The following is a 25,036-nucleotide window of genomic DNA, read 5'->3' on the forward strand; positions in this document are numbered from 1 at the left end:
AGCGTCTCCTTCACTGCGCGGCGGCCGTCGCCGACGGCACGACCTGATATTCGAGTTGCGCCCAGGTCTGCGAGACCTCGCGCCTGAGATCGAGCACCTGCAACTGCGCGTCGAGTTGTGCACGCCGCGCGGCGAACGTGTCGGCGAGCGACCCCGTGCCGGCGCGGTATGCCGCCGCCGCGAGCTGCACGCGCTGATCGGCGGCCGGTAGCAACGCGTCGCCGAGATGCGCGATGCGCGCGCGACCGCTCGCGAGCGTCGCGGACTGCGTGCGGATATCGGCCTGCACCTGGCGCAGCGTGTCCTCGTACGTCAGGCGCGCCTTCGTCGCGAGCGCGGCTTTCTCGGCCACGTCGCGGTTCTGGCGATTCTTGCGATCGAGCGGCAGCGGGATCGTCACGCCGATGGACACCATGTTCGAATACGCGCCGCCGCGCTGCTGGTACGCGACTTCCCACGTCCAGTTCGGGCTGCGCTCGCTGTTCGCGACGGCCGTATCGGCCTCGGCGACGGCGATATCGTCCGCGGCCGTGATGAGCGCCGGCTGCGACAGCCGCAATTCATCGGGCGGCAACGACGACACGAACGACACCGGTGCGGGCGGCGTGCCCGCGACATCGTCGACGGGCACGGCGGTCCAGCGCGACAACGCAATGAGCGCGGTCTGGTAGACCTGCTGCGCCTTCAGCAGTTGATCCTGCGTCTGCGCGAGCATGGCCCGCGCCTGGACGACATCGGCCGCGCTCGCCTTCGCGCCGCGATACGACGCCTGCGTCGCGTCGAGTTCATGGTTCATGTGACCGAGCAGCGCCTGCTGAAGCGCGAGCGCCTGCTTCGCATAGATGGCATCGAGCCACGCCGTCGCGGTCTGCCGGCGTACGGCCGCCAGTTGCACGAGATAGCCGGCGCGCTCGCGGCCGACCTGTTCGTCGGCGAGCGCGGTACGCAGCCGCCGCTTGTCTCCGGACACCCATTCCTGCTCGATGCCGATGCGGCGCATCGTCATGAAATCCTGGCCGACGGTGAAGCGCTGCCCGCCGTTGACCGGCAGGTTGTCGATGCCGGCCTTGAGCATCGGGTCCGGCAACTGGCCGGCCTTGACGGCCGCTTCGGAACGCGCGAGCACGGAAGCCTGCGCGGCCTGCATCGACGCGGAACGATCGGTGGCGGACTGCAGCGCGGCGTCCAGCGTCAGCGGCGACTGCTGCGCGTGAACGGCGCCCGCCATCAGCAGCGCGGCCCACGGTACGGGCGCGCGCCGACATGCACGCGGCATGCGCAGCGTGCGGAAATCGAATGACATGGTGTAACCCCAAATCGGAACCCAAAGGGATTCCCCGTCCTGCGCACAGGACGAACCTCACCGCGTGCGCGGCGAACCGGTCAAATCGGGATCAGCTGAAGCGTGGGGGGCGCCACAACCCGCTCGGGTCGCGCGCCGGGACGGACTGCGTGTAGTGGAAGACGATCGTGCTGGCGAATGCGGCGGGACGGCTGACGTCGGCGCGGGCTGCCGGGTGGTAGAGACTGCCGAACTGGCATTGGGCCGTCACCTTGCAGGCCGTGCCCTTGGCTTTGGCCTTCGCGTGATCGGCGGATGACGGCTGCATCGAATCGCAGCCGCGCATGTCGGCGGACATGGCCATCTTCATGCCGGTGTCCGCCTCCATCGACATCGTCTGCTGCATCGGACATTCGCCGGTCAGGCCGCTGGCTGCCAGCCCAGTGATGGGCAGCACCGCGCACAGCAGCAGCAGGATGAAGGTCCGAAACAGTTTCATGGCGGCGATTATAGCGCGGGCTGTTGCGGCATGGCGCTGCGTCGCGACGGCCGTCGCGCGTCATCGCAGCAGGTTGTCCGCCGCCAGCACGGCCTGCACCGCCGGCCGCGCGCGCACCCGCTCGTACCACGCACGCAGATGCGCATGCCGGCTCAGGTCGATTTCCGCGTTGTACACCGAACGCATCCAGTCGGCCTTGCCCCAGCCGGTCAGCGCGAACAGGTACGCATCGGCGACGGTGAACGTGTCGCCGGTGACGAACGTCCTGCCGTCGAGCTGGCGGTCGATCCACGCGAAGCGGCCATCGAGCTTCTGCCGCACGGGCTCGACGTACTTCCCCGCCTGCACCGCATACAACAGCGGGATGAAGCCCTTGTGGATCTCGGTGCCGAGAAAGTTCAGCCATTCCATCAGCCGGTAGCGCGCGAGTGTGCCGTAAGCGGGCGCAAGCGCGGCTTCCGGGCGCTGGTCCGCGAGATACTGGGCGATCACCGGCCCTTCGCGCAGCATCGTGCCGTCGTCGAGTTCGAGCAGCGGCACGTAGCCGAGTTCGGTCACGTCGTAGTAATCGCGGCCGCCATCGACGACATGCTTGCGCGCGTCGACCTTGACGATCTCCGCGTCGAATCCGCCTTCGCGCAGTACGATGCAGATCGCCTGCGAACAGCTGCCGGGAGCGTGATAGAGCTTCATGCGTGTCCTTCGTGGGTTGTCCAGGTATCGATTCGCCGCGACGCGGGCGCTAATATCTCGCATCGGCGCAGCGCTGAGAAGACGGCAGTCGTTTGTGCCGTAGTCACAAAAAATTTACCGACCAGGAACCAGCTCGATGAAAACGAGTGCGACAGGATGTTCCGTTGAAGAAGCGATGCGCCTGCTCGGCGGCCGCTGGCGGCTGCTGCTGGTGTCGTATCTGCTCGACGGGCCGCGCCGCTTCAGCGACCTGCGGCGCGACATGCCGGGCATCTCGCAGCGCATGCTGACGCTCGACCTGCGCGCGCTGGAAGACGCGGGGCTCGTGCGACGCACCGTCTATCCGGAAGTGCCGGTGCGCGTCGAGTACGATCTCACCGCCGACGGCGACCGGCTGCGGCCGGTGGTCGACGTGATGCGCGAATTCGGGCTGTGGCTGAAGGCGCGCGATGTGCTGGCCGATGCGATACCCGACACCGCGGCTGCACCCGAAACGACGATGCACGCTCACAAATAACCCTTCAGCAGGAACCACGTTCATGGAACTTCACGCTACCGTCGGCGCGGCCACGTCCGACCTCGACGACGACGAAAGCTTCGCCAACATCTACTGTCACGATGCGGAACAGGACTATTGCTTCGCGCTGTCGCGCTTTCCGGACGACACGCTGATCGAAGTGATGGTGCGCGACCAGCTCAACGTACGCGTCAAGGATCTGTCGGTGCGGCTGACCGACGATACGATCGACGTCGAGATCGAGCCCGGCGTCGCCGCGCGTCTCGACGGCCAGACGCGTTACGTGATCCATCTCGCGCCCGGTCTATACGATCCGGTCACGCTGCGCGCCGCGCTGAAGGAGATCTTCGTCGGCAAGAACGGCTATCGTGACGACAGCACGCACGGCTGACCGACCGTCCGCTCGTTGTCCTTCGCCACGACGCTACCCCCGGCCCGCCTGCACTCATTCCCACATACTGAACGCCCAACTTCCCATTAATAGGGATGCCTGTCCAGATGTTGACGCACGCCGCGCCACGGCTCTAACGTTCGCCCCAACGCCATTCGATCCGGCTGCCTCGTTCGCGAGCGCCGGCCGGCGCATAGAACACAGGAGACGACCGTGGCCCAATCCACGTCACGCACCCATGCCCACCCGCCGGAGCGGCCATCCGCGCATGTCGGCGCCTCGTCCGAATCCCTATCCGCCGCCCGCGCGACTGCAGCCGCGGCCACAGCCCCGGCCACGCCGCCGAGCCGCAAACGGCTGCTGATCCTCGCGCTGCTGTTCGTCACGGTCGTGATCAACTATCTCGACCGCAGCAATCTGTCGATCGCGGCGCCCGAGCTGTTCAAGGAACTGCACATCGATCCGGTCCGCGCGGGCCTCGTGTTCTCCGCGTTCGGCTGGACCTATGCGCTGATGCAGATTCCGGGCGGCTGGCTCGTCGACAAGGTGTCGCCGCGCGTGCTGTATGCGGGGGCGCTCGCGCTGTGGTCGGCCGCGACGCTGCTGCTCGGTTTCGCCGGTTCGTTCGTCGGGCTGATCGTGCTGCGTCTCGCGGTCGGCGCGCTGGAAGCGCCGGCCTACCCGATCAACAACCGCGTGGTGACGACGTGGTTTCCGACCCGCGAACGCGCGAGCGCGATCGGCGGCTATACGTCGGGCCAGTTCGTCGGCCTCGCGTTCCTCACGCCGGTGCTCGCGTGGCTGCAGGCGCATCTCGGCTGGCAGATGGTGTTCGTCGCGACCGGCCTCGCCGGGATCGCATGGGCCGCGATCTGGTATGCGGTGTATCGCGAGCCGCGCGCGTTGCGCGGCGTCAATGCGGCCGAAATCGCGCTGATCCGCGACGGCGGCGGCCTCGTCGATCTCGAGGACCGCATCGCGGCGCGCACCGAACGCGCACCGTCGACGTGGCGCGACCTCGGCGTCGTGCTCGGCCGGCGCAAGCTGTGGGGCATCTACCTCGGCCAGTTCGCGCTGAACTCGACGCTGTGGTTCTTCCTCACGTGGTTCCCGACCTACCTCGTCAAGTATCGCGGGATGGACTTCATCAAGTCGGGCTTCCTCGCGTCGCTGCCGTTCCTCGCCGCGTTCGTCGGCGTACTCAGCTCGGGCGTGCTGTCGGACCGGCTGATGCGGCGCGGCGCCTCGCAAGGCTTCGCGCGCAAGCTGCCGATCATCTCGGGGCTGCTGATCTCGACCTGCATCGTCGGCGCGAACTACGTGAGCTCCACCGGCTGGGTGATCGCGTTCATGACGATCGCGTTCTTCGGCAACGGCTTCGCGTCGATCACGTGGTCGCTCGTGTCGGGGCTCGCGCCCGCGCGGCTCATCGGCCTCACGGGCGGCGTGTTCAACCTGATCGGCAACCTGTCCGCGATCGCGACGCCGATCGTGATCGGGCTGCTGGTCGACGGCACGGACTTCTCGCGCGCGATCACGTACATCGCCGCGATGGCGCTCGCGGGCAGTCTGTCGTACGGGCTGCTCGTCGGCAAGGTGGAGCGTATCGACGCGTAGTCGCACGCGGAAACGGCGAAGGCCAGTGACTCGTTTACACTTCCCCGGTATACCCGCTTCGGGGTGACACGCGACGTTCTACGGAGCGAACGGATGGCCCTTCCCATGGTCGCCCAACACCTTCTTTTTTCGTATCAATGGAACGCGCGTCACGGGCGGAACAGGCCCTTCGGAACCGCATGCTGCTCAACGTGAACTCCATCCATCGCGACGACGATCGCCTCAACGTGTCGTTCAAGGCATTGGGCGAGCTGATCGAGACGGTCGGCACGCCGCACTTCGTGCCGCGCCTCACGCAACTGCTGAACGACATCGTGCCGCTCGACGTCGCGCACGTCGAACGCTCGCGCGTCGACGGCACGATGCCCACCGGCTACCGTTGCGAATGGATCGGCAGCAGCGGCATCGGCGCCGCGTCCACCGAAATCTCCGACGTGATGACGCTCTACTACGAGCGCTTTCTCGACAGCGACCCGCTGTTCGCGGGGCTGCGCGGCAAGACCGGCACGATGCTCGTCGTGCGCGACATCGCGGCGATCCCGCCCGGCGAATTCCGCCAGCGGCTGTTCGACGACGTGCATATCGGGCATGAATGCGTGCTCGCACGCGGCACCCGCTATTCGCAGCATTCGATCGCGCTGGAGCGCGGTCGCGACCGGCCGCCGTTCACGCTCGCCGAGATGAACCGCTTTCGCAGCATCAGCGACATGCTGTTTCCGCTGCTCGAACTGCATGCGTCGACCACCGCCGCGCGGCGCATCGCGCACGCGACGCCCGACGTCCATCCGCTCGCGCAATTCGATGCGCGGCTCGCGGCCGACGGCGTGAAGCTGTCGAAACGCGAATACGAAACCTGCAAGCATCTGCTCTCCGGCAAGACCGTGCCGGAAACCGCCGACATTCTCGGCGTGCGCGTCGCGTCGGCCGAGTCGTACGTGAAGCGCGCATTCGCGAAGCTCGGCGTACGCACGAAGCGCGAACTCGCCGCGTGGGGTTCGGCCACCGCCGTGCTTCCCGCCGCCGGATCGCACGACGGCGGCGCACCGCCGGCCATCCCGGGCTGACCCGAGCCGCTGCGTCGGCGTCCCGGCGCAATGAACGAAGCAACGACAAGGACGCGATGCGGCGCGTATTCATCGCACCGACGATTGCATCACGGATACCATCACGCCATCCCGGCGAAGACAGGACACCGACCTATGGATCAAGCCGAACACATCAGCATCGAACCGGCGATCGCGCTTGCCGCCGACGAACTGGACGAATGCGATTTCTCGTTCGACATCGCGTGGGAACTGAACGCGCCGTTTCAGGACCTGCTCGATCTTCGCGCGCTGCCGCCGCGGCGCAAGGACTACGGCTTCGATCCGGCCGGCTGGGCGAGCGAAGCGTCGGGCCGAACGGCGCTCTTTCGCGCGACGGCCGGCGAACGGCTCGCCGGGTTCGTCGCGATCGAGGAAAGCTGGAACGGCATGGCCGAGATCGCGGAACTGGCCGTCGACCGCCACTGCCGGCGCCAGGGCATCGGGCAGCTCCTGCTCGCGGCCGCGCAAGCGTGGGCGCGCAGCTACGGGTTCGGCTTCATGCGGCTCGAAACGCAGGCGAACAACGTCGCCGCGTGCTCGACGTATGCGCGCGCGGGCTTCGCGCTCGGCGGCCACGATCGCTTCCTGTACGCCGGTGGCGAGCATGCCGGGGAAGTCGCACTGTTCTGGTACAAGGACCTGCGCGACGGGCAGATCGCGCGAAGCCGCACGGTCGACCCGGCATCGGTGCAGCCGGTGCGCTGACGCACCGCGATCCGTCGCGTCAATGCTGGGGCATTGCCGCGTTACTTGCGCGTCGCCACGATGAACAGGCGCGGAAACGGCAGCAGCACCGTGCCGTCGTCCTGTACCGGATAACCGTTCGGCCCGGCGAGCGCGTCGCGATAGCGTGCGACGAACGCGCGCTGTTCCGACGCGTCGAGCGCCGCGAGAAACGGCCGCAGCGCGCTGCCCTTGAACCATTCGACGACCGCCTCCGCGCCGCCGCGCAGCGGGTGGTAATAGATCGTGCGCCACACGTCCACACGCGAACACAGCGGCGCGAGTAGCGCATGGTAATAGCGCGCATCGAACCGCTCGGTGCGCGCCGCGCCTTTCAGCTTGTCGGCCCACGGCCCGGCCGCGGCGACTTCGCGCAGCAGCCGGTGCGCGGGTTCGTCGAGATTGTCGGGCATCTGCACCGCGAGATGGCCGCCCGGCGCGAGCCGGCCGACGAGCATCGGGAACAGCGTGTCGTGCGCAGGTACCCATTGCAGCACCGCATTCGACAGGATCAGGTCATAGCCGCCCGGATCGTCCCAGGCGGCGACATCGGCAAGGTCGAAACGCAGCGCCGGCAGGCGCTTGCGCGCGGCCGCGATCATGTCCGCCGACGCGTCGATCCCATGGATCGTCGCGTCCGGTGCGCGCGCGATCAGCGCTTCCGTCGAATTGCCGGGCCCGCAACCGATATCGATCGCGGTGTGGATCGGCGTGTTCGGCACGGCAGCCAGCAGGTCGCGCACCGGCCGCGTGCGTTCGTCCTCGAACTGCACGTACTGGTTCGCATATTGATCGAGGGGGGGCGTCACGATGAATCTCCTTGTCGACAGGGGAGCGGCGGCGCATCCGCGCACGAGATGCAACGGGCCGTCGATGCAGCGCATTCTGCGACGGCCGGCGACCTTCAGTAAAATGAATTTAATATCGTGATTGATTCAAAATTCTGATGAAGATCGATACGCTCGGTGTCCAGGCTTTCGTCGCGATCGCCGACGGCGGCAGCTTCCGGCAGGCAGCCGATACGCTGCACGTCACGCAAACGGCGATCACGCAGCGGCTGCGCAAGCTCGAAGCGTATCTCGGCGTCGCGCTGGTCGAACGCACGACGCGCCGCACCACGCTGACCGAGATCGGCCGACGTTTCCTGCCGCAGGCGCGCCGGCTGCTGAACGAACTGTCGGACGCGCTGACCGAAATCCGCGAGACGGGCCTGAGCCAGCGCGGCGACGTCACGATCGCGTGCGTGCCAACGGTCGGCGTGCAGTACCTGCCGCGTATCCTGCGCGCGTTCTCCGGGCGCCGGCCGCACGATCGCGTGAAGATTCTCGATCACGCGTCGGCGTCGGTGCTGCAGGCCGTGCTGCGGCGCGAGGCGGAATTCGGCATCAGCATCGCCGGCGACCAGCACCCGGAACTCGTCAGCGTGCCGCTCACGCACGATCCTTACGTACTTGTGTGCCGCGACGATCACCCGCTCGCGAAGCGGCGGCGCATCCGCTGGGCGGCGCTGCAGCCGCATCCGCTGATCTTCGCCGGCGAAGTGAGCGGCAATCGCGGGCTGCTCGAGGGCGCGCTGAAGACGAGCGGCGTGTCGCTGCATTCGTTCTACGAGGTGCAGCGCAGTTCGACGGCGCTCGGGCTCGTCGCGGAAGGGCTCGGCGCGGCCGTCGTGCCGAAGCTTGCGATCCAGAAGAACGCGTATCCGATGATCCGCACGATCGAGCTCGTCGAGCCGTCGGTGTCGCGCACGCTCGTGCTTGTCACGCGCAGGAATGCGCAACTGTCGCCCGCGGCGCGTGCGCTCTACGACATGATCGTCGGGCGGGCCGCACCCTGACGATAGTGTCAGGGGTGCGTCACGAAGCAGCGCCTTCGGGGTAGTATCGCCACACGCGGTCGCGACAAACGGTGCCTACCCGGCGCCGCACGCGTCATGCCACCGCTGCAACGGCCGTTCCTCACCACCCCGCACGGAGCACTGCATGGCCTATCGCAACTACCACAAGCGCAAGATTGCAGACCGGGAACTCCATCCCGAAACCCAGATGATGTCGTACGGCTACGATCCTTTCCTGTCGGAAGGGTCGGTGAAGCCGCCCGTGTTCCTCACGTCGACGTTCGCGTTCCGCACCGCAGAGGACGGCGCCGAATTCTTCGACGTCGTGGCCGGGCGCAAGCCTTTGCCCGAAGGTGAAAGCGCGGGCCTCGTCTACAGCCGGTTCAATCACCCGAACCTCGAGATCGTCGAGGATCGCCTCGCGCTGCTCGACGATTCCGAAGCCGCCGTCGTGACGTCGAGCGGCATGTCCGCGATCGCCGCGATCCTGCTGACCTTCCTGCGGCCGGGCGACTGCGTCGTCCAGTCCGTGCCGCTATACGGCGGCACCGAAACGCTGATCTCGAAGTTCCTGCCCGAGTGGGGCATTCGCTCCGAGGTGATCGCCGACGGGCTGTCCACCCGGGCGATCGGCGCCGCGCTCGAAGCCGCCGTGCAGAAGGGGCACGTGCGGATGTGCTACATCGAGACGCCTGCCAACCCGACCAACGCGCTGTTCGACCTCGAAGGGCTGCGCAGCGAGATCGATGCGTTCGAGGCACGCCACGGCTATCGCCCGCTGTCGGTCTGCGACAACACGCTGCTCGGGCCGCTGTACCAGAAGCCGTCGCGCCAGGGCATCGACCTGAGCGTGTACTCGCTGACGAAATACATCGGCGGGCATAGCGACCTCGTCGCCGGCGGCGTCACCGGCACCCGTGCCCTGATCACGAAGATCCGCGCGTTCCGCAGCACGCTCGGCTCGCAGCTCGACCCGCATTCGTCGTGGATGATCACGCGCTCGATGGAAACGCTCGTGCTGCGCATGCAGCAGGCCGCGCGCAGCGGCAGCGCCGTCGCGCGCTGGCTCGCCGACAATCCGCATCGGCCGGTGCGCGTGCTGCACCCCGAGCTCATCGACGATCCGGCCTACCAGGCCGTCTACCAGCGTCAGTGCAGCGGGCCCGGCTCGACGTTCGCGTTCATCCTCGACGGCGGCCGCGAGCAGGCATTCAGGTTCATCAACCACCTGACGCTCTTCAAGTCCGCGGTCAGTCTCGGCGGCACGGAGTCGCTGATCTGCCATCCGGCGTCGACGACGCATTCGGGCGTGCCGGCCGAGGCGCGCGCAGCGGCGGGCGTGTCGGAAGGGTTGATTCGCGTGTCGGTCGGGCTCGAACATCCGGACGACCTGATCGCCGACCTGTCGTACGCGCTGGAGCATTGCTGATACGCGTGGCATGCGCCCCGTGCGGGTTCGTACGAGGCCGGTCCCCGCCGGCGCGGGGCGGGCATTCAGCGATGCCCGCCCCGCGCCCGATGCCGACGCCCGATGCCGACGCCCGATGCCGACGCCCGATGCCGACGCCCGATGCCGACGCCCGGATGCCGACTTTCGCGCTGCGCGAGCGTGCTTGCCGCGCAACGCGAACCGCTTCAAAGCAATTTGACCATGAACACGCGCGCCGCGCCTTCCGGCTCGCACGGCACTTCGCCGAACGTCTCGTAACCGTGCTTTCGATAGAAATCGGGCGCCTGGAACGAGATCGTGTACAGCACCGCACGCGCGCAACCGCGCCGCTTCGCTTCCACTTCGGCCTCGCGCAGCAATCGGCTGCCGAAGCCGCCGCCGCGCAGCGATTCGGGCAGATAGAACAGATCGATAAAGAACAGGCCGAGCGACGTGCGGCCGGTGAGACCGCCCAATACGTCGCCGGTCGCGGGGTCGGTCACGTAAACGTCGAGCGCCGCCGTATCGGCGCGCCCCGTCATCGCGTGGTTGAATTCGCCGAGCTTGCGGCTGATGAAGTCTCGGGCGGCCGGTTGCTCGGTGTCGGTCAATTGAAGGGTAACGTCGGGATGGGCTGTCATCGAGGCGAACACGTGCATGAAAGGACCACCGGGCGTGGGGCATCTGCGACCGGCGTCGCACGACTATAGCGCGTCGTCATGCTCCGTGGCGACGCGTGATGGTCGCTCGATATCGCGGGAGCGTCATGCGCTCGCGCCGCTGCGAACGCCGCCTTCAAGTCGGCCATCCGGCACCGCTCGTGCGCAATCATCATCCGGCTCACGACGATCACGCCGATCGTCACGGCCGTGCTGTTGCAGCGCAAGGGCGCGTATCGGAGTGCGACCGCGCGTGCGTTCGTCGAACTGGCGCTCGCACAGGGGCGGAAAGATCGAAGAGGGAAGGCAGCGCTCGTGCGACGCGCAAAAGGCGTCCGGCTGAATGCAGTCACACGGAACGGAAGACAAGGCCGTTCCGCTCGGACGTCCGGCGTTTCGCTCGAATGACACGCCGGCGTTATGTCGAAACGATGCGAACGAAACGCGCGTCAGTTGTACCCGAGAATCGCCACCGCCGCGACCTCCGGCCGATCGAGCGTATTCCCGACGAGCGACGTCATCGGTTCCTGCAGCACGGCCTGATACGACGTCACGCGCGCCGCTTCCGGCACACCGGCATCGTTCGGCACCGGCTCGTCGAACACGGCATCGAAACCGCTGTAAAACCCCGCTTGATTCCGCGAAAAAGTCATCTCCACTCCTTTGCCTTGATATGTCGTTGATGTTCTAGCCAGCCTGCTTCAACGCCGCCGCAGGCACCGGCGCGCCGTCATGCGCCGCCTCGGACCGCGCAAGCTGCGCACGCGTGCGCCGCGTGATGTGGATCACCGCGAACACGACCGGCGCGATCAGCAGCCCTTCCGCCAGTTCCGGGTCGACCGGCAGGTTCATTACGTGCAATGCCTTGAACGCCGCCGTCGCGAGCGACAGCACGTAGTACGAAATAGCGGCCACCGACAGCCCTTCGACCGCGTGCTGCAAATGAAGCTGGTTGCGCGCGGTGCGCTCCATGCCGGCCAAGAGCCGCGTGACGTCCTTTTCCTGCGCGAGATTCACGCGGGTGCGCAACAGGTCGACCGCGCGTGCGATCCGCGCGGCGATCTGTTCATGGCGCGCCCATACGCTGCGGCACGTTTCCATCGCCGGCGCGAAGCGCCGCTCCATGAATTCGGCGATCGTCGGCATCCCTTCGATACGCTCCTCGCGCAACTCGTGGATGCGCGCCAGCACGAGCTTTTCATACGCGCGCGACGCGCTGAAGCGCGCGCCCGATCCCGACAACGATTCGACCCGCACCGCGAGATGCGTGAGCTTGACGAGCAGCGCCGTGTCGTCGCCATCGGCGCCGCTCGCGTCCATCCGCTGCATCAATGCATGCAGCGCCGCATGGATCTCGTCGAGCTCGCGGCTCATCCTGCGCGCGACGGGCAACGCCAGCAGCGCCATCATCCGGTAGGTTTCGATTTCGTACAGGCGCTGCAACAGCCGGCCGCCCTGCTCCTCGCGGAAATCGTCGTCGACCACCAGAAAACGCATGAAGCCGTCGTCGCGCACGTGCCAGTCGCAGAACACCTTGCCGCCGCCGAGCACGTTGCTGCCGACGAGCGCGGGCCCGTCGATCCAGCGGCGCAGGTCGCCGCACACGCGCCGCGCGGCGTCGCCGGACAGCAGTTCCATCCGCACCGCGACGAACCGGATACCGGCGAGCCGCGCGAACCACGCAGCCGGAATGCCGTCGATCGCGAGATCGTCGAAATAACCGGTGTCGCGACGCGGCGCGACGAACGTGAAGGTCGAGAATTCGGTGTGGCGCTCCCACTTCAGGTGCCAGCCGCACGGCGACTGCACCGCGTAGTGCGTCGCGCCTTCGTGCGGCGCGTCGATGCCGGTCTCGCGGCACAGCGCGTGCAGCAGCGTTTCGTGGATGTCGGGCTGACCGTCCGCGTAGATCGCGTAATGCGTGAGCGACACGGCTTCGGCGAGCCGCAGGAACGGCCGGGCATGCAATTCCGCGGCCAGTGCGGCGCGCAACGGATGGTCCATCATCGATTCACCACGCTTTCCTGTTCAGTCCCGCCCGCCGGATCGTCCGGCCCGATCGCCGCGCCCCCTCGGGCGAAACGCCAGCGTGATCGCACTATGGCAGACACACAGCAACAATAAAAACGCATAATGCTGATCGTTACGTTCAGTTTTCCTGATACCCATGAAGATGCTCGATCACGACGTGCTGGCCACCGTCGTCGCCGTCGCGGAAACCGGCAACATGACCCGCGCGGCCGAGGCCGTGAACCGCTCGCAGTCGGCCGTGAGCATGCAGATCAAGAGCCTGGAAGACGCGATCGGCCGGCCGCTGTTCGTGCGCAAGCCGCGCAGCATCGTGCTGACGCGCGAGGGCGAGGTGTTGCTGGGGTTCGCCAGGCGAATGCTGGCGCTGCGTGACGAGGCATGGGCGGCCGTGGTGCGGCCGGAAGTGACCGGCAAGGTCGTGATCGGCGTGCCGGACGACTATGCGTCGTCGCTGCTGCCGTCGGTGCTGAAGAAATTCTCCGCGACCTACCCGAAGGTCGAGATCCAGGTGATGGGGCTGCCGAGCAGCGCGCTCGCGCCGCTGATCAAGGAGGGCACCGTCGATCTCGTCTGCGGGACGCGCATCAAGGGGCTCACCGGCGACTTCATCCGCCACGAGCCGATGGCGTGGGCCGCGATGACGAACGGGCCGCGCGTCTGGGAGGAGCGGCCGCTGCCGATCGCGGTGTTCATGCCGGGCAGCGTCGCGCGCGAGAACGCGATCCGCAGCCTCGAACGCGCGAAAGTGCCGTACCGGACGTCGTATGAAAGCCCGAGCCTGCTCGGGCTGCTCAGCATGGTCGAGGCCGGCCTCGCGGTCGCGCCGCTCGCCCGCTGCGCGATCCCCGCGCAACTGTCGATGCTCGGCCGCTCGCACGGTCTGCCCGACCTGCCGCCGCTCGAGCTGATTCTCGCGCGCAGCACGAAGTCGAAACGGCCGCCGTGCGACTTCCTCGCCGAACAGTTGATGGAAGACCTGCAGCGGCAGACCGGGCAGACCGGCGACGCGTGAGCCCGTCGGCGGCCGCTCGCCACGAGGTCACCCATGCCCGGCCGCGCGCAACGCCGCATTGACGATGCCGGCGACCGTATCGACGAGCGCTTCCAGCGTGTCGCCGTGCACGTACCGCCCGGCCGGCGGAACGTGCTCGCTGCGCCGGCCGCCCCACTGCGAGCCTGACGTGACCGACAGCGTCGCGCTGAACCGCTGGCCGTGCCGTCGGCCGAAGACGCCGATGCGCCGCTCGGCGACGTAAGCCTGTTCGGGAAGAAACAATCGGATCTCGACCGCCGCTTGATCGGGGTCGGCCGCGCACGCGTCCGCATCGAACGCCGGCGCGAATGCCTTGACGATGCGGAACGTCACGTGGGAATCCCACGCGGCAAGCGGCCCGCCGGCCGCATCGACGCGTTCGGCGTCGACCGACCACTGATGGCGATCGGGCACGCGAATCGCCTGGCGCAGCAGCACGTCCGCCGCGCGAACCGTCACCATCAACTGCCGGGCAAGCTGCCTGCCCGACGGCAACGCCGCGGTATGCGCGCGACGGGCAGCCGGGCGCGCAATACGCACTTCTTCCGTAAGGTACATAGGCCCTCCCTGTTCAGGGGTAGCGCCGCGTTCGACGCAGCGCACAAACGTCCGCCGTCGCCAGCCGGCGGACAGCACGGCGGCGGGCGAGTCGGCGGCGGATTAGCCGAGCAATCGCCGTTCCCGATTCAACGGACGGCGGGCCGGACGCATAGTCGACGCGCGACCGGCCCGATCACCGCGTCGACTTGCTGCGCGATCAGCGTGTGCAGCGCGAAATCCAGGTCTTCCGGCGCGATGTCGAACTGCACGTGGATCACGTTGCGCACGGCGCGGGCGCTGACGACGTACACGCCGAGCGGGGAATGCAGCAACGCGGCAAGCCGGGCGTGCGCGGCGTCGACGGAGTCGGCCGTCAGCGTGACGGGCAGTTGCACGCGCGGGCGCGGCGGCGGGGACGGCACGACGTTGGCGGGCGCGCCGGCGCGCAACCGGCGGCCGGTGACATCGAACGTGGGAAAGGGATGAATGAACGTCATGGCGCGGACGGAGGCCGTCTCGGCTGTTCGACACATGCCCAGCTTAGAAGAGGCCGTATCAACGCCGTGCAAAAAAACGGGTCGGTCGTGCAAAAAACGGCATGCATGTGCAGGGATCGCGCCCCGCACGTCGCGCTTGCGCCGTCGGGCAATCCCTTCGACGCCGATCAGCCGTTTGGTGGACTCGGCCCGCCGGATTCGCGGCGATATGCTGGGTGCTTTCCACTCGTCGCCTGCAGCCATGATCGTCCAGCGTGTCGATCTCAGTCGCGTCCTGCCATACGAGATGCCGTACTTCGACGATCGGCTCACGGTCGATCGCAACGATCTGGATATCGCCGCGCGCCTCGGCCTGGACGGCGACGTGCCGGACGAACTGCCGGTTTCGCTGTGCGGCACACCTGCCGGGTCGGATATTCAGGCGTATCTCGATAGCACGAATCGACTGACATTCTCCGTCACCCATCCGGGACTGATCCGATCGGAGAACCGCGTATCCGTGCTTCAAACCCACGACGCGTCCCTACCCGAACTCGGGGCCGTCGATCTCGCCGATAACGCTGTCGTCGGGCTCGGTGCGGCGATGCCGTGGCGGATCGTCAGGGCGTGCGATAGGTTGAAAATCGCGCGGATCACCGCATTCGCAATAGGCGGCCGTAAAGCGCCACCCGAGCCCGGTGGGCGTCGGCTGTGCGGGTATTACGCGTGGCCACGATTGGGTTTCGATGCGCCCATTCCCGGCCCGCATGGCGACGAGGCCGCATTGTTCCAGTATTTTCAGGGCTATCCGGTCGGGCTGGCCGACGGATCGCTTCGGTCTCTGCGTGCGCTTTACGCGACGCGCTCCGGGCGAGACTTCTGGCGCGCGGCCGGATCGCATCGCGTGATGACGTTCAACGTTGTGCCTGATGGCGCGTCCGTCCTGGCGCTGCAACGATACTTGATCGAAAAAGGGATATACGGATGACTCAGAAACACCGTTCAATCGCCGGATTCCGGATCACGAAGCCCACGGCCGGACGCCGTCGCGCGCCGAACGCCAATCGTCCCATTCGCTTCTCGCAGTTCAAGCCACTCATTGCCGGGCTCGTCACGCACGAACGTCGTGATGGACACACGCATGCTTCAAATACGGCTACCGTCGCGCGCGATACCCTGCCGGTTCTCCACTCGCCTGCGCCACCGCAACGAAAAGTCTTCGACGTGGGGCCGATCGACCGATCGAAGAGCACGCTGAGCGTCATCTCGGTAGCCGACGCGGAAGCACGTTGTCGCCGGGAAACGCTCCTGCACTTCGGGTTGGAGCCGGACCAGTAACGCGTCGCAACCACGGGCAGCCCCTGACCGCAGCCGCGGTAACGGCGAAGGCCGCACGCGTGCCCCGTCAACCATGACAGGTCAGCAGCCGGCGATCCGCCGATACACTGTGGCCCATCCCGACGGCTGCAATAGACCTCATCTCCGATGCCGGCCGTCGCTTCGATTGCGCACGGGCCTTCCTCCCGCTTCCCGCCCATCCCGCACACCTTCCGCATGCTTTCCAAGGAGCTGCACTTGAAACACTGGCGCGACACGCTGTTCGTCTTCGCCGGCCTGCTGGCCGCCGCGTCCTCTCACGCCCATCCCGTCTGCACCGTCGTCGCCGACGCGACCACCGGCAAGATGCTCGTGCAGCACGGCGACTGCACGACTCGCGTGACGCCGGCATCGACGTTCAAGGTCGCCATCAGCCTGATGGGCTTCGACGCCGGCGTGCTGAAGGACGCGCACACGCCCACGCTCGACTTCCACGCCGGCTACCCGGACTGGGGCGGCGCGCCGTGGCGCGAACCGACCGACCCGGCGCGCTGGATGAAGCTGTCGATCTTCTGGTATTCGGAGCAGGTCGCGCAGGCACTCGGGCAAGGACGCTTCCAGCAGTACACGAGCGCATTCGGCTACGGCAACGCCGACGTCACCAGCCAGCAGGGCGAACTCCCCGGCGTGATGGGCGCATGGGTCAATTCGTCGCTACGGATCTCGCCGCTCGAACAGGTCGCGTTCATGCGCAAGATCGCGCAGCGGACGCTGCCCGTCAGCGCACACGCATACGACATGACCGAGCGCATCACGCTGATCGACGCGCAACCGGGCGGCTGGACCGTGCACGGCAAGACCGGCACCGGCTCGCCGGGCTCCAGGTACGATGCTGCGCACGCGTACGGCTGGTTCGTCGGCTGGGCGACGAAAGGGCCGCGCACGCTGGTGTTCGCGAACCTGATCCAGGACGACGAGCGGCAAACGCCGAATGCGGGCCTGCGCTCGCGCGACACGTTCCTCGCGGCGCTGCCGACGCTCGCCGAACCGGCCCGGCCACAATGAGCGCCGGTCCCCGCAATGCCCGCATCGACCTGCTGCGCGGCGTGTCGATCCTGCTCGTCCTGCTGCATCACTTCAACATCGCGTATCCGTTGCGCGACACCGCGCTCGCGCGCGTGCTCGGCTGGGACGCGGTCCATGCGATCGTGCGCAACGGCAACTACGGCGTGACGATGTTCTTCGCGATCTCGGGCTACTTGATCGCGTCCAATGCGCGCCGCCGCTGGGGCAGCCTCGGTGCGCTCGACGTGCGTGCGTTCTACGTGTCGCGCATTGCGCGGATCGTCCCGTGCCTGCTTCTGCTGCTCGCGCTCGTCGACGGCCTCGCGGCGGCCGGCGTGCCGATCTTCACGAACCATGCGCCGCAGGGCATCGCCGTGTCGTACTGGCTCGTGAACCTGGCGTCGCTCACGTTCTGGATGAACGTGTTGATCGGCGCATACGGATGGGTCAACTACGCGCTCGGCGTGTTGTGGTCGCTGTCGGTCGAAGAGGTGTTCTACCTGTCGTTTCCGCTGCTGTGCATCGCGCTGCGTCGCGACACGCGGCTGTTCGCGTTCTGGCTGCTGATTGCCGCGACCGGTCCCGTGTATCGCTACACGCATCCCGGCGACGAAGGCGGCTTCCTGTACGCGTACTTCGCGTGCTTCGACGGCATCGCGATCGGCTGCTGCACCGCGCTGCTCGCCGAACGCGCGCGCTGGCAGGGACTCGCGGCCGCGCCCGTGCAATGGCTCGCGGCAACGGCGATGACGGCGCTCTATCTCGCGTGGCCGATCGCCGAAAGCCACGTGCTCGGCGTATCCGCGATGGCGCTCGGCACGGCCGTGCTGCTGATCGGCGCGCATGCGAAACACACATCTGCTCACGGCCGCCTGCTCGCGCCGCTGCGCTGGAGCGGCCGGCTCAGCTACGAGCTGTATCTGTTCCATCTGATCGTGCTCGGCGCGCTGCGCACGTTCTGGCCGCCGTCTGCCACGCATGGCGACGACAAGCTCGCGCTGCTGGTCGCCTATCTGGCGCTGTCGGCAGCATTGAGTGCGGTCATCGCACGCGGCTATGCGACGCCGCTCGACCGCTTCATCAAGCGGGTTGCGTCGCGGCCCGCGGTGCACGTGACGGACAGCGCGCGCGTCTAGCGCCTGCGGGTGGCGGCGAGCAAAGCAGAAGCCGTCGCGGTCAGCCTGCGTATGCGGCGGCGCAACGCACGGTCACGATGCGCGCGGGCGGCAGGTTGGCCCAGACGATCCGGCTGTCGCACGCGACGAATGACGAATCGCCCAGCGGGTGACGGCCGGGCGGGCGCAGGTCGTAGGTGAATTGAATCATCACGCCGGCGGCCGACAGCACGCGATGACATTGACCGACGATCGCCGTCACGTCCTCGCGCGGCAGCGTGCGCAGCGGCAGGCACGACACGATCGCGTCGACCGTGGCGTCCGGCGGCAACAACCGTTCGAGCTGTCGCGCGTCGCCCGACACGATCGAGATACCGGGAAAGCGTCGCCGCAGATGCCGCACGAACGCCGGCGAGCGTTCGACCACGACGAGGCGTCGCGGCGCAACGCCGCGTTCGAGCAGCGCCGCGGTGATCGCGCCGGTGCCGCCCCCGAGTTCGACGACGAGCCCGTCGCCGTCCGGCACCGTGTCGGCCATCTCGCGCGCCAGATGGCGCGAACTCGGGCACAACGCGCCCACCGCAGCCGGCCGGCCGACCCACTCGCGCACGAACAGTGCCGAGACACGCCACGCGTTCGGCCACGTCATACGCGGGCCTCGAACGCTTGCGCGGTCAGCGGCGGCGGGCCGACGACTGCGCGGGACAGGGCTACGGCGATACGGGCAAGGTTCATGCGCATCCTCCTGGGGCGAATCGACCCGCCGCAGGACGCGCGACGGTCAATCGATTCTAGGAAACGCAAACTTAAGGTGACGTGAAGATTGACCCTGATTTGCCTGACTAATTCGTGCCGGATCGGCTGCAGCGCCGTCCGGGTCTCCGCGAAATCGTCGACTGTCAGCGCCCGGCGACACAAATGGGGTCGGGACTTCGGCCCGCGATGTCCCTCTCCCGCAAACCACTATCCGCCCGCCGCATGGAGGTTGGCAGCCCAAGCCGTGCGAGAGCCGGCGGCACGGCCCGGGCTGTGAACCGCGCGCCATGCTCGCCACACGGCGCGCGACCGACCTTCACCGCAAGTTGGTTCTCGCCAGTTCGACGATTTCGTCGCCGCGCCCGCTGAGGATCGCGCGCAGCATGAACAGACTGAAGCCCTTCGCATGCGCGAGCTCGATCTTCGGCGGCATCGCGAGTTCGTACTTCGACGTGACAACATCGACCACCGCCGGCCCGTCATGCTCGAACGCCGTGCGCAACGCTTGCTCGACGTTCTCCGAATGCTCGACGCGCACGCTGAAGATACCGGCGCCCTTCGCGATCGCCGCGAAGTCGGTCGGGCTCAGGTCGACGTTCGTGTCGAGATAGCCGGCCGCCTTCAGCTCCATCGACACGAAGCCGAGCAGGCTGTTGTTGTACACGACGATCTTGACCGGCAGCTTGAGCTGGCGTGCGGTCAGCAGATCGCCGAGCAGCATCGACAGCCCGCCGTCGCCCGACAGCGACACCACCTGCCGCCCCGGATGCGCGCCCTGCGCGCCGAGCGCCTGCGGCATCGCATTCGCCATCGACCCGTGATTGAACGAGCCGTGCAGTTGCCGCTTGCCGTTCATCGTCAGGTAGCGCGCGGCCCACAGCGTCGGCGTGCCGACGTCGGCCGTGAAGATCGCGTCTTCCGCCGCGACTTCGTCGACGATCTTCGTCAGGTATTGCGGATGGATCGCGCGGCCCGGCGGCTCGGCCACCGCGAGATCGTCGAGCCCCTTGCGCGCGGCCGCGTAGTGCTTCAGCGCGTTCTCGAGGAAGCGCCGCTGGGTCTTGCGCGTCAAGCGCGGCAGCAGCGCCGCGATCGTTTCCTTCACGGTGCCGACGAGCCCGAGCGCGAGCGGCGCGCGATGGCCGAGCTGCGAGCCCTTCCAGTCGATCTGCACGACCTTCGCGTTCGACGGATAGAACGGCCGGTACGGGAAGTCCGTGCCGAGCATCAGCAGCGTGTCGCACGATTCCATCGCGTGATAGCCCGAGCTGAAGCCGATCAGCCCCGTCATCCCGACGTCGAACGGGTTGTCCCATTCGACGAACTGCTTGCCGCGCAGCGCGTGCACGACCGGCGCGCCGAGCGTGTCGGCCAGCGCGACCACCTCGTCGTGCGCGCCCTGCGTGCCGCTGCCGCACAGCAGCGTGACTGCGTCGGACGCGTTGAGCAGTGCCGCGAGCCGGTCGAGATCGGCATCGGCCGGCAGGATCGACGGCGGGGCCGATTCGCTCCACGCCGGCGGCTCTTCCGGGCCGTCGCCGAGCCCGATGTCGCCCGGCAGCACGATCACCGCGACGCCGCGCTCGTCGATCGCCGTGCGCATCGCCCGCGCGAGCACGCGCGGGAACTGCGACGCGTTGGTCACGAGCTCCGCGAAGTGGCTGCATTCGCGGAACAGCGCCTGCGGATGGGTTTCCTGGAAGTAGCCGAGACCGATCTCGGTCGACGGAATGTGCGCGGCGATCGCGAGCACCGGCTGGTGATTGCGGTGGCAGTCGTACAAGCCGTTGATCAGGTGCAGGTTGCCGGGGCCGCAGCTGCCCGCGCACACCGCGAGCCGCCCGGTCGACGCGGCGTCCGCGCCGGCCGCGAACGCGGCGCTTTCCTCGTGCCGCGTATGCATCCAGCGGATCGAGCCGATCTGGCTCAGGCTGAACGACAGGCCGTTCAGGCTGTCGCCCGTCACGCCCCAGATGCGCTCGACGCCCGCTGCCGCCAGCGTCTTCGCCAGGTATTCCGCCATCGTCTGTCTTGCCATGGTGCCCTCGCTCGTTGATGGGTCGTCACACGAATGAACCGACTCCGATGGCCTCCTGTGCCACGGAACGGACGAGCATACGCGATCGTTTCGCGAGGCGTCGTGAACGTGCAACGCACTTGCGCACGTTTCGTTCGATCCCTTTCGGCGGTGTCGGGCGACTGTCGCCGTTTCGTCGGCAAGCCGGCGGTTTCGCCCGCCGACGCACATTCAGCTCCAGTCGGACGCCGACTCGTCCGGATCGACCAGCGTCAGCCCCGCCGCCGGCAGCGGCAGCGCGGTCTTGTAGCGCACCTGCTTCAGCGCGAAGCTCGACCGGATGTTCGACACGCCGGGAATCGTCGTCAGCCGCTCGATGATGAAGCGCTCGAGCGTGCGCATGTCGGGCATCACGACACGCAGCAGGTAATCGGCGTCGCCCGACATCAGGTAGCACTCCATCACCTCGGGCCGCTGCGAGATCGCTTCCTCGAAGCGCTGCAGCGCATCCTCGACCTGCTTCTCGAGGCTGACCTGGATGAACACGTTGATCCGCAGCCCGAGCGGCTCCGGGTCGAGCAGCGTGACCTGCTGCCGGAACAGCCCGAGCTTCTCCAGCGCGCGCACGCGGTTGAAGCAGGGCGTGGCCGACAGGTTCACCGCGCGCGCGAGTTCCGCGTTCGTGATCCGCGCGTTCTGCTGAAGCTGGTTCAGGATGCCGATGTCGATGCGGTCGAGCCGCCGCGGGTTTGCGCTCATGGTCGAAATATTCCGGAAGAGTGGCCATAACCGGAATATTTACACTATCCGCACGAGAAATCCCAATGAAATCAGACGCATATTTTGCAGATCGGCGGGTAGCATGATCCGACCGATTGCCACTGATTGCGCACCGCTTCGAACCGGTGCGCGGGAGACCTGCGATGACGGACCTGTCGAACGGACTCGACGCCACGCGGCGCGCGAACCTCGCGCACGCCGACGCCGACCCGGAAGAAACCGCCGAATGGCTCGAAGCGCTCGACGCGGTTCTCGCGCACGTCGGCAAGGACCGCGCGCAGTTCCTGCTCGACCGGCTCGCCGCCCATGCGCACGCGAGCGGCCTGGCGGCGGCGCGCGGGCCCGTCACGCCGTACCTGAACACGATCGCCGCACACGACCAGCCGCCCTACCCGGGCGATGCCGAGCTCGAAGAGCGGCTGTCCGCCGCGCTGCGCTGGAACGCGCTCGCGATGGTCGTGCGTGCGAACCGCGCGTACGGCGAGCTCGGCGGCCACATCGCGAGCTACGCGTCGGCATCCGACCTGTTCGAAGTCGGCTTCAACCATTTCTTCCGCGCGGCAGCGGCCGACGGCAGCAGCGAACAGGGTGAACACGGTGAACGCGGCACGGGCGGCGACCTCGTCTACTTCCAGCCGCATTCGTCGCCGGGCGTCTATGCGCGCGCGTATCTCGAAGGCTTCCTCGACGACGCGCACCTGAAGCACTACCGCCGCGAGATCGCCGGGCCCGGCCTGTGCTCGTATCCGCACCCGTGGCTGATGCCCGACTTCTGGCAGTTCCCGACCGGCTCGATGGGCATCGGCCCGATCAACGCGATCTACCAGGCGCGCTTCATGCGCTACCTGCAGCATCGCGGCCTCGCGAACACGGCCGCGCGCACGGTGTGGGGCTTCTTCGGCGACGGCGAGATGGACGAGCCCGAATCGCTCGGCGCGCTGTCGCTCGCCGCGCGCGAGGGGCTCGACAACCTCGTGTTCGTGATCAACTGCAACCTGCAGCGGCTCGACGGCCCGGTGCGTGGCAACGGCCGCGTGATCGACGAGCTCGAGGCGCTGTTCGCCGGTGCCGGCTGGAACGTGATCAAGGTGTTGTGGGGATCCGACTGGGATCCGCTGTTCGCGCGCGACCATGCGGGCGCGCTCGCCCGCGCGTTCGCCGACACCGTCGACGGCCAGTTCCAGACCTTCTCCGCGAACGACGGCGCGTACAACCGCGCGCGCTTCTTCAGCCGCGACCCGGCGCTCGACGCCCTCGCCGCGCAGCTCACCGACGCGGAAATCGATCGCCTGCGCCGCGGCGGCCACGATGCACGCAAGCTGCACGCCGCGTATGCGCGCGCACTCGCGCATCGCGGCCAGCCGACCGTGATCCTCGCGAAAACGATGAAGGGCTACGGAATGGGCACGGCCGGCCAGGGCCGGATGACGACCCACCAGCAGAAGAAGCTCGACGTCGACGACCTGAAGGCGTTCCGCGACCGCTTCCGGCTGCCGCTGTCGGATCTCGACGTCGAGCAGCTCACGTTCTACAAACCCGCCGAAGACAGCCCCGAGATGCGCTACCTGCACGCTCGCCGGGCTGCCCTGGGCGGCTATCTGCCCAGAAGGCGGATGGTGGCGTCGGAGGGGCTCACCGTCCCGCCGACACCGGCCTGGGGTGCGTTCGCGCTGGATGCGGCGGGCCGCGAGATGTCGACGACGATGGCGCTCGTGCGCATGCTGGCCGCGCTGCTGAAGGATCCGGCGCTTGGCCCGCGCGTCGTGCCGATCGTCGCGGACGAAGCGCGCACGTTCGGCATGGCGAACCTGTTCCGGCAGGTCGGCATCTACTCGCCGCTCGGGCAGCGCTACGAACCGGAGGATCTCGGCTCGATGCTCTACTACCGCGAGGACACGCGCGGGCAGATCCTCGAGGAAGGCATCTCGGAGGCCGGCGCGGTGTCGTCGTGGATCGCCGCGGCGACCGCGTACAGCGTGCACGACCTGCCGATGCTGCCGTTCTACATCTACTACTCGATGTTCGGGTTCCAGCGCATCGGCGACCTGATCTGGGCCGCCGCCGACCAGCGCTCGCGCGGCTTCCTCGTCGGCGCGACATCGGGCCGCACGACGCTCGGCGGCGAGGGGCTGCAGCACCAGGACGGCAGCAGCCATCTTGCGGCGTCCACGATCCCGAACTGCCGCGCGTACGATCCGGCGTTCGCGTACGAAGTCGCGACGATCGTCGATGCCGGCATGCGCGAGATGGTCGAGCAACAGCGCGACGTGTTCTATTACGTGACGGTGATGAACGAGAACTACGCGCAGCCGTCGATGCCCGACGACGATCCGGCCACGCGACGCGCAGGCATCCTGAAGGGCATGCACCGGCTGCCGTCCGGTTCGAACGCAACGGCGCACGTGCAGTTGCTCGGCGCGGGCGCGATCCTCGGCGAAGTGCTCGCCGCGCAGCGGATGCTGAAGGACGACTGGGGTATCGATGCCGCCGTGTGGAGCGTCACGAGTTTCAGCGAACTGCAACGCGACGGAATGGAAGCCGAACGGCTGTCGCGACTCGGCGACACGGCGGCCGAGCCTTATGTCACGCAGCAGCTTGCCGCGACGCAAGGCCCCGTGATCGCGGCGACCGACTACGTGCGCGCGGTGCCCGAGCTGATCCGTGCATACGTGCCGCGCCGCTACGTGACGCTCGGCACCGACGGGTTCGGCCGCAGCGATACGCGCGAGGCGCTGCGCGCGTTCTTCGAAGTCGATCGAGCGAGCATCGTGCTCGCCGCGTTGAAGGCGCTGGCGGATGACGGTGAACTCGATGAGGCAATGCTGCACACGGCGCGCGAACGGCTCGGAAAAACGGTGCGGCAGCCCGGCGGAGCGCCGTGGCAACGCTGAGCGCACACGCAATGTTGTCGAGCGCTTTTTCAACCGTCTCAAGAATTTTCGTCGAGTCTCCACTCGACACATTTCCCGCAAGATAGTCGCGGAACACGAGCACACAATTTGAGATGATGGGCGCGCTAAAGACGCTAGGTCCGGATGCGACGGTCTCGGAATTGCTTGGTGCGACCACAAAACTCGTGATGTTGATAGCCTTCGCTACGCTGTGGGGCAATAACACAAGACTGCGAAAGCTACTCGAACAAAACGGCATCGACCCGACACGGCGCAAGCGGTA

At 67.5% G+C, this 25,036-nt stretch carries 25 protein-coding genes and 1 pseudogene; 13 read left to right on the forward strand and 13 right to left on the reverse strand.

The genetic code is table 11. From position 1 onward, the window contains the following. Positions 1-10: 10 nt before the first annotated feature. From KR541_RS18920 to gstA, 3 genes are all read right to left on the reverse strand, one after another. A complete protein-coding gene (locus KR541_RS18920) occupies positions 11-1,303 on the reverse strand; it encodes a TolC family protein (protein WP_216089727.1) in 1,293 nt (430 codons plus the stop codon). Positions 1,304-1,394: 91 nt separating this feature from the next. Beyond that, positions 1,395-1,781 (reverse strand): hypothetical protein, encoded by a 387-nt coding sequence (locus KR541_RS18925; protein WP_216089728.1) that lies wholly within the window; start codon positions 1,779-1,781, stop codon positions 1,395-1,397. 60 nt (positions 1,782-1,841) lie between these two features. Further along, positions 1,842-2,474 carry a glutathione transferase GstA gene (gene gstA, locus KR541_RS18930; protein WP_050017665.1) on the reverse strand — a complete coding sequence of 211 codons (633 nt, stop codon included), beginning with the start codon at positions 2,472-2,474 and terminating at the stop codon, positions 1,842-1,844. Between the two features lie 136 nt (positions 2,475-2,610). On the opposite strand from gstA, the gene KR541_RS18935 reads away from it, so the two are divergent. The 5 genes from KR541_RS18935 to KR541_RS18955 all read left to right on the forward strand — a co-directional run bounded on the left by KR541_RS18935 (position 2,611) and on the right by KR541_RS18955 (position 6,789). Next, positions 2,611-2,991, forward strand: coding sequence for a winged helix-turn-helix transcriptional regulator (locus KR541_RS18935; RefSeq protein ID WP_050017663.1), 381 nt, complete (start codon positions 2,611-2,613; stop codon positions 2,989-2,991). A 22-nt stretch (positions 2,992-3,013) separates the two neighbouring features. After that, entirely contained in the window at positions 3,014-3,382 is a 369-nt protein-coding gene (locus KR541_RS18940; RefSeq protein WP_050017662.1) for a hypothetical protein, read from the forward strand. Between the two features lie 213 nt (positions 3,383-3,595). Beyond that, positions 3,596-4,999, forward strand: coding sequence for an MFS transporter (locus KR541_RS18945; protein WP_216089729.1), 1,404 nt, complete (start codon positions 3,596-3,598; stop codon positions 4,997-4,999). Positions 5,000-5,178: 179 nt separating this feature from the next. Further along, positions 5,179-6,063, forward strand: a complete 885-nt coding sequence (locus KR541_RS18950) for a helix-turn-helix transcriptional regulator (protein ID WP_124631810.1) — start codon at positions 5,179-5,181, stop codon at positions 6,061-6,063. A 135-nt stretch (positions 6,064-6,198) separates the two neighbouring features. After that, a complete protein-coding gene (locus KR541_RS18955; protein WP_124639396.1) occupies positions 6,199-6,789 on the forward strand; it encodes a GNAT family N-acetyltransferase in 591 nt (196 codons plus the stop codon). A 41-nt stretch (positions 6,790-6,830) separates the two neighbouring features. Here KR541_RS18955 and tam read toward each other — a convergent pair whose 3' ends face one another. After that, the gene (gene tam, locus KR541_RS18960; protein WP_050017658.1) at positions 6,831-7,616 is read right to left on the reverse strand and encodes a trans-aconitate 2-methyltransferase; all 786 of its coding nucleotides are present in this window, start codon (positions 7,614-7,616) and stop codon (positions 6,831-6,833) included. A gap of 137 nt (positions 7,617-7,753) precedes the next feature. On the opposite strand from tam, the gene KR541_RS18965 reads away from it, so the two are divergent. Beyond that, the gene (locus KR541_RS18965) at positions 7,754-8,644 is read left to right on the forward strand and encodes a LysR family transcriptional regulator (protein ID WP_089488966.1); all 891 of its coding nucleotides are present in this window, start codon (positions 7,754-7,756) and stop codon (positions 8,642-8,644) included. Positions 8,645-8,789: 145 nt separating this feature from the next. Next, the gene (locus KR541_RS18970) at positions 8,790-10,073 is read left to right on the forward strand and encodes a cystathionine gamma-synthase family protein (RefSeq protein ID WP_089488965.1); all 1,284 of its coding nucleotides are present in this window, start codon (positions 8,790-8,792) and stop codon (positions 10,071-10,073) included. A 206-nt stretch (positions 10,074-10,279) separates the two neighbouring features. On the opposite strand, the gene KR541_RS18975 is transcribed toward KR541_RS18970, so the two are convergent. From KR541_RS18975 to KR541_RS18990, 4 genes and pseudogenes are all read right to left on the reverse strand, one after another. Beyond that, positions 10,280-10,714, reverse strand: coding sequence for a GNAT family N-acetyltransferase (locus KR541_RS18975; RefSeq protein WP_050017693.1), 435 nt, complete (start codon positions 10,712-10,714; stop codon positions 10,280-10,282). A 134-nt stretch (positions 10,715-10,848) separates the two neighbouring features. Next, a pseudogene (locus KR541_RS18980) lies at positions 10,849-10,944 on the reverse strand (putrescine ABC transporter permease PotI); the annotation flags it as partial. Between the two features lie 237 nt (positions 10,945-11,181). Continuing rightward, positions 11,182-11,385 carry a hypothetical protein gene (locus KR541_RS18985; protein ID WP_050017655.1) on the reverse strand — a complete coding sequence of 68 codons (204 nt, stop codon included), beginning with the start codon at positions 11,383-11,385 and terminating at the stop codon, positions 11,182-11,184. 34 nt (positions 11,386-11,419) lie between these two features. Next, positions 11,420-12,739 carry a DUF3422 family protein gene (locus KR541_RS18990; protein WP_124631812.1) on the reverse strand — a complete coding sequence of 440 codons (1,320 nt, stop codon included), beginning with the start codon at positions 12,737-12,739 and terminating at the stop codon, positions 11,420-11,422. A gap of 160 nt (positions 12,740-12,899) precedes the next feature. Between KR541_RS18990 and KR541_RS18995 the strand changes: the two genes are divergently transcribed. Then, positions 12,900-13,775 carry a LysR family transcriptional regulator gene (locus KR541_RS18995; RefSeq protein WP_027782171.1) on the forward strand — a complete coding sequence of 292 codons (876 nt, stop codon included), beginning with the start codon at positions 12,900-12,902 and terminating at the stop codon, positions 13,773-13,775. A gap of 27 nt (positions 13,776-13,802) precedes the next feature. Here the strand turns inward: KR541_RS18995 and KR541_RS19000 are convergent, their stop codons facing one another. Beyond that, a complete protein-coding gene (locus tag KR541_RS19000) occupies positions 13,803-14,354 on the reverse strand; it encodes a hypothetical protein (RefSeq protein ID WP_050017653.1) in 552 nt (183 codons plus the stop codon). A 128-nt stretch (positions 14,355-14,482) separates the two neighbouring features. Continuing rightward, the gene (locus tag KR541_RS37045; protein ID WP_050017652.1) at positions 14,483-14,833 is read right to left on the reverse strand and encodes a hypothetical protein; all 351 of its coding nucleotides are present in this window, start codon (positions 14,831-14,833) and stop codon (positions 14,483-14,485) included. Between the two features lie 241 nt (positions 14,834-15,074). Between KR541_RS37045 and KR541_RS19010 the strand changes: the two genes are divergently transcribed. The 4 genes from KR541_RS19010 (at position 15,075) to KR541_RS19025 (ending at position 18,330) form a co-directional block, all read left to right on the forward strand. Continuing rightward, positions 15,075-15,800 (forward strand): hypothetical protein, encoded by a 726-nt coding sequence (locus KR541_RS19010; RefSeq protein WP_216089730.1) that lies wholly within the window; start codon positions 15,075-15,077, stop codon positions 15,798-15,800. Next, positions 15,797-16,150 (forward strand): hypothetical protein, encoded by a 354-nt coding sequence (locus tag KR541_RS19015; RefSeq protein WP_124554315.1) that lies wholly within the window; start codon positions 15,797-15,799, stop codon positions 16,148-16,150. Before KR541_RS19010 ends, KR541_RS19015 begins: the two co-directional genes overlap by 4 nt. A 216-nt stretch (positions 16,151-16,366) precedes the next feature. Further along, positions 16,367-17,194 (forward strand): OXA-1043 family class D beta-lactamase, encoded by an 828-nt coding sequence (blaOXA, locus tag KR541_RS19020; RefSeq protein WP_425542623.1) that lies wholly within the window; start codon positions 16,367-16,369, stop codon positions 17,192-17,194. Then, a complete protein-coding gene (locus KR541_RS19025) occupies positions 17,191-18,330 on the forward strand; it encodes an acyltransferase family protein (protein WP_124631814.1) in 1,140 nt (379 codons plus the stop codon). The genes blaOXA and KR541_RS19025 overlap by 4 nt, the downstream gene beginning before the upstream one ends. 40 nt (positions 18,331-18,370) lie before the next feature. Here the strand turns inward: KR541_RS19025 and KR541_RS19030 are convergent, their stop codons facing one another. The 3 genes from KR541_RS19030 to KR541_RS19040 all read right to left on the reverse strand — a co-directional run bounded on the left by KR541_RS19030 (position 18,371) and on the right by KR541_RS19040 (position 21,841). Beyond that, complete coding sequence (locus KR541_RS19030) at positions 18,371-18,958, reverse strand: class I SAM-dependent methyltransferase (protein ID WP_050017647.1); 588 nt, start codon at positions 18,956-18,958, stop codon at positions 18,371-18,373. 423 nt (positions 18,959-19,381) lie between these two features. Further along, positions 19,382-21,103, reverse strand: coding sequence for a ubiquinone-dependent pyruvate dehydrogenase (gene poxB, locus KR541_RS19035; RefSeq protein WP_124631815.1), 1,722 nt, complete (start codon positions 21,101-21,103; stop codon positions 19,382-19,384). Between the two features lie 210 nt (positions 21,104-21,313). Beyond that, positions 21,314-21,841 (reverse strand): Lrp/AsnC family transcriptional regulator, encoded by a 528-nt coding sequence (locus tag KR541_RS19040; RefSeq protein WP_050017644.1) that lies wholly within the window; start codon positions 21,839-21,841, stop codon positions 21,314-21,316. 164 nt (positions 21,842-22,005) lie between these two features. Between KR541_RS19040 and mdeB the strand changes: the two genes are divergently transcribed. Next, positions 22,006-24,753 carry an alpha-ketoglutarate dehydrogenase gene (mdeB, locus tag KR541_RS19045; RefSeq protein ID WP_089488959.1) on the forward strand — a complete coding sequence of 916 codons (2,748 nt, stop codon included), beginning with the start codon at positions 22,006-22,008 and terminating at the stop codon, positions 24,751-24,753. The last annotated feature ends 283 nt before the right edge of the window (positions 24,754-25,036 follow it).

This window comes from Burkholderia sola (genome assembly GCF_905400185.1).
In the GTDB taxonomy this organism is placed as follows: domain Bacteria; phylum Pseudomonadota; class Gammaproteobacteria; order Burkholderiales; family Burkholderiaceae; genus Burkholderia; species Burkholderia sola.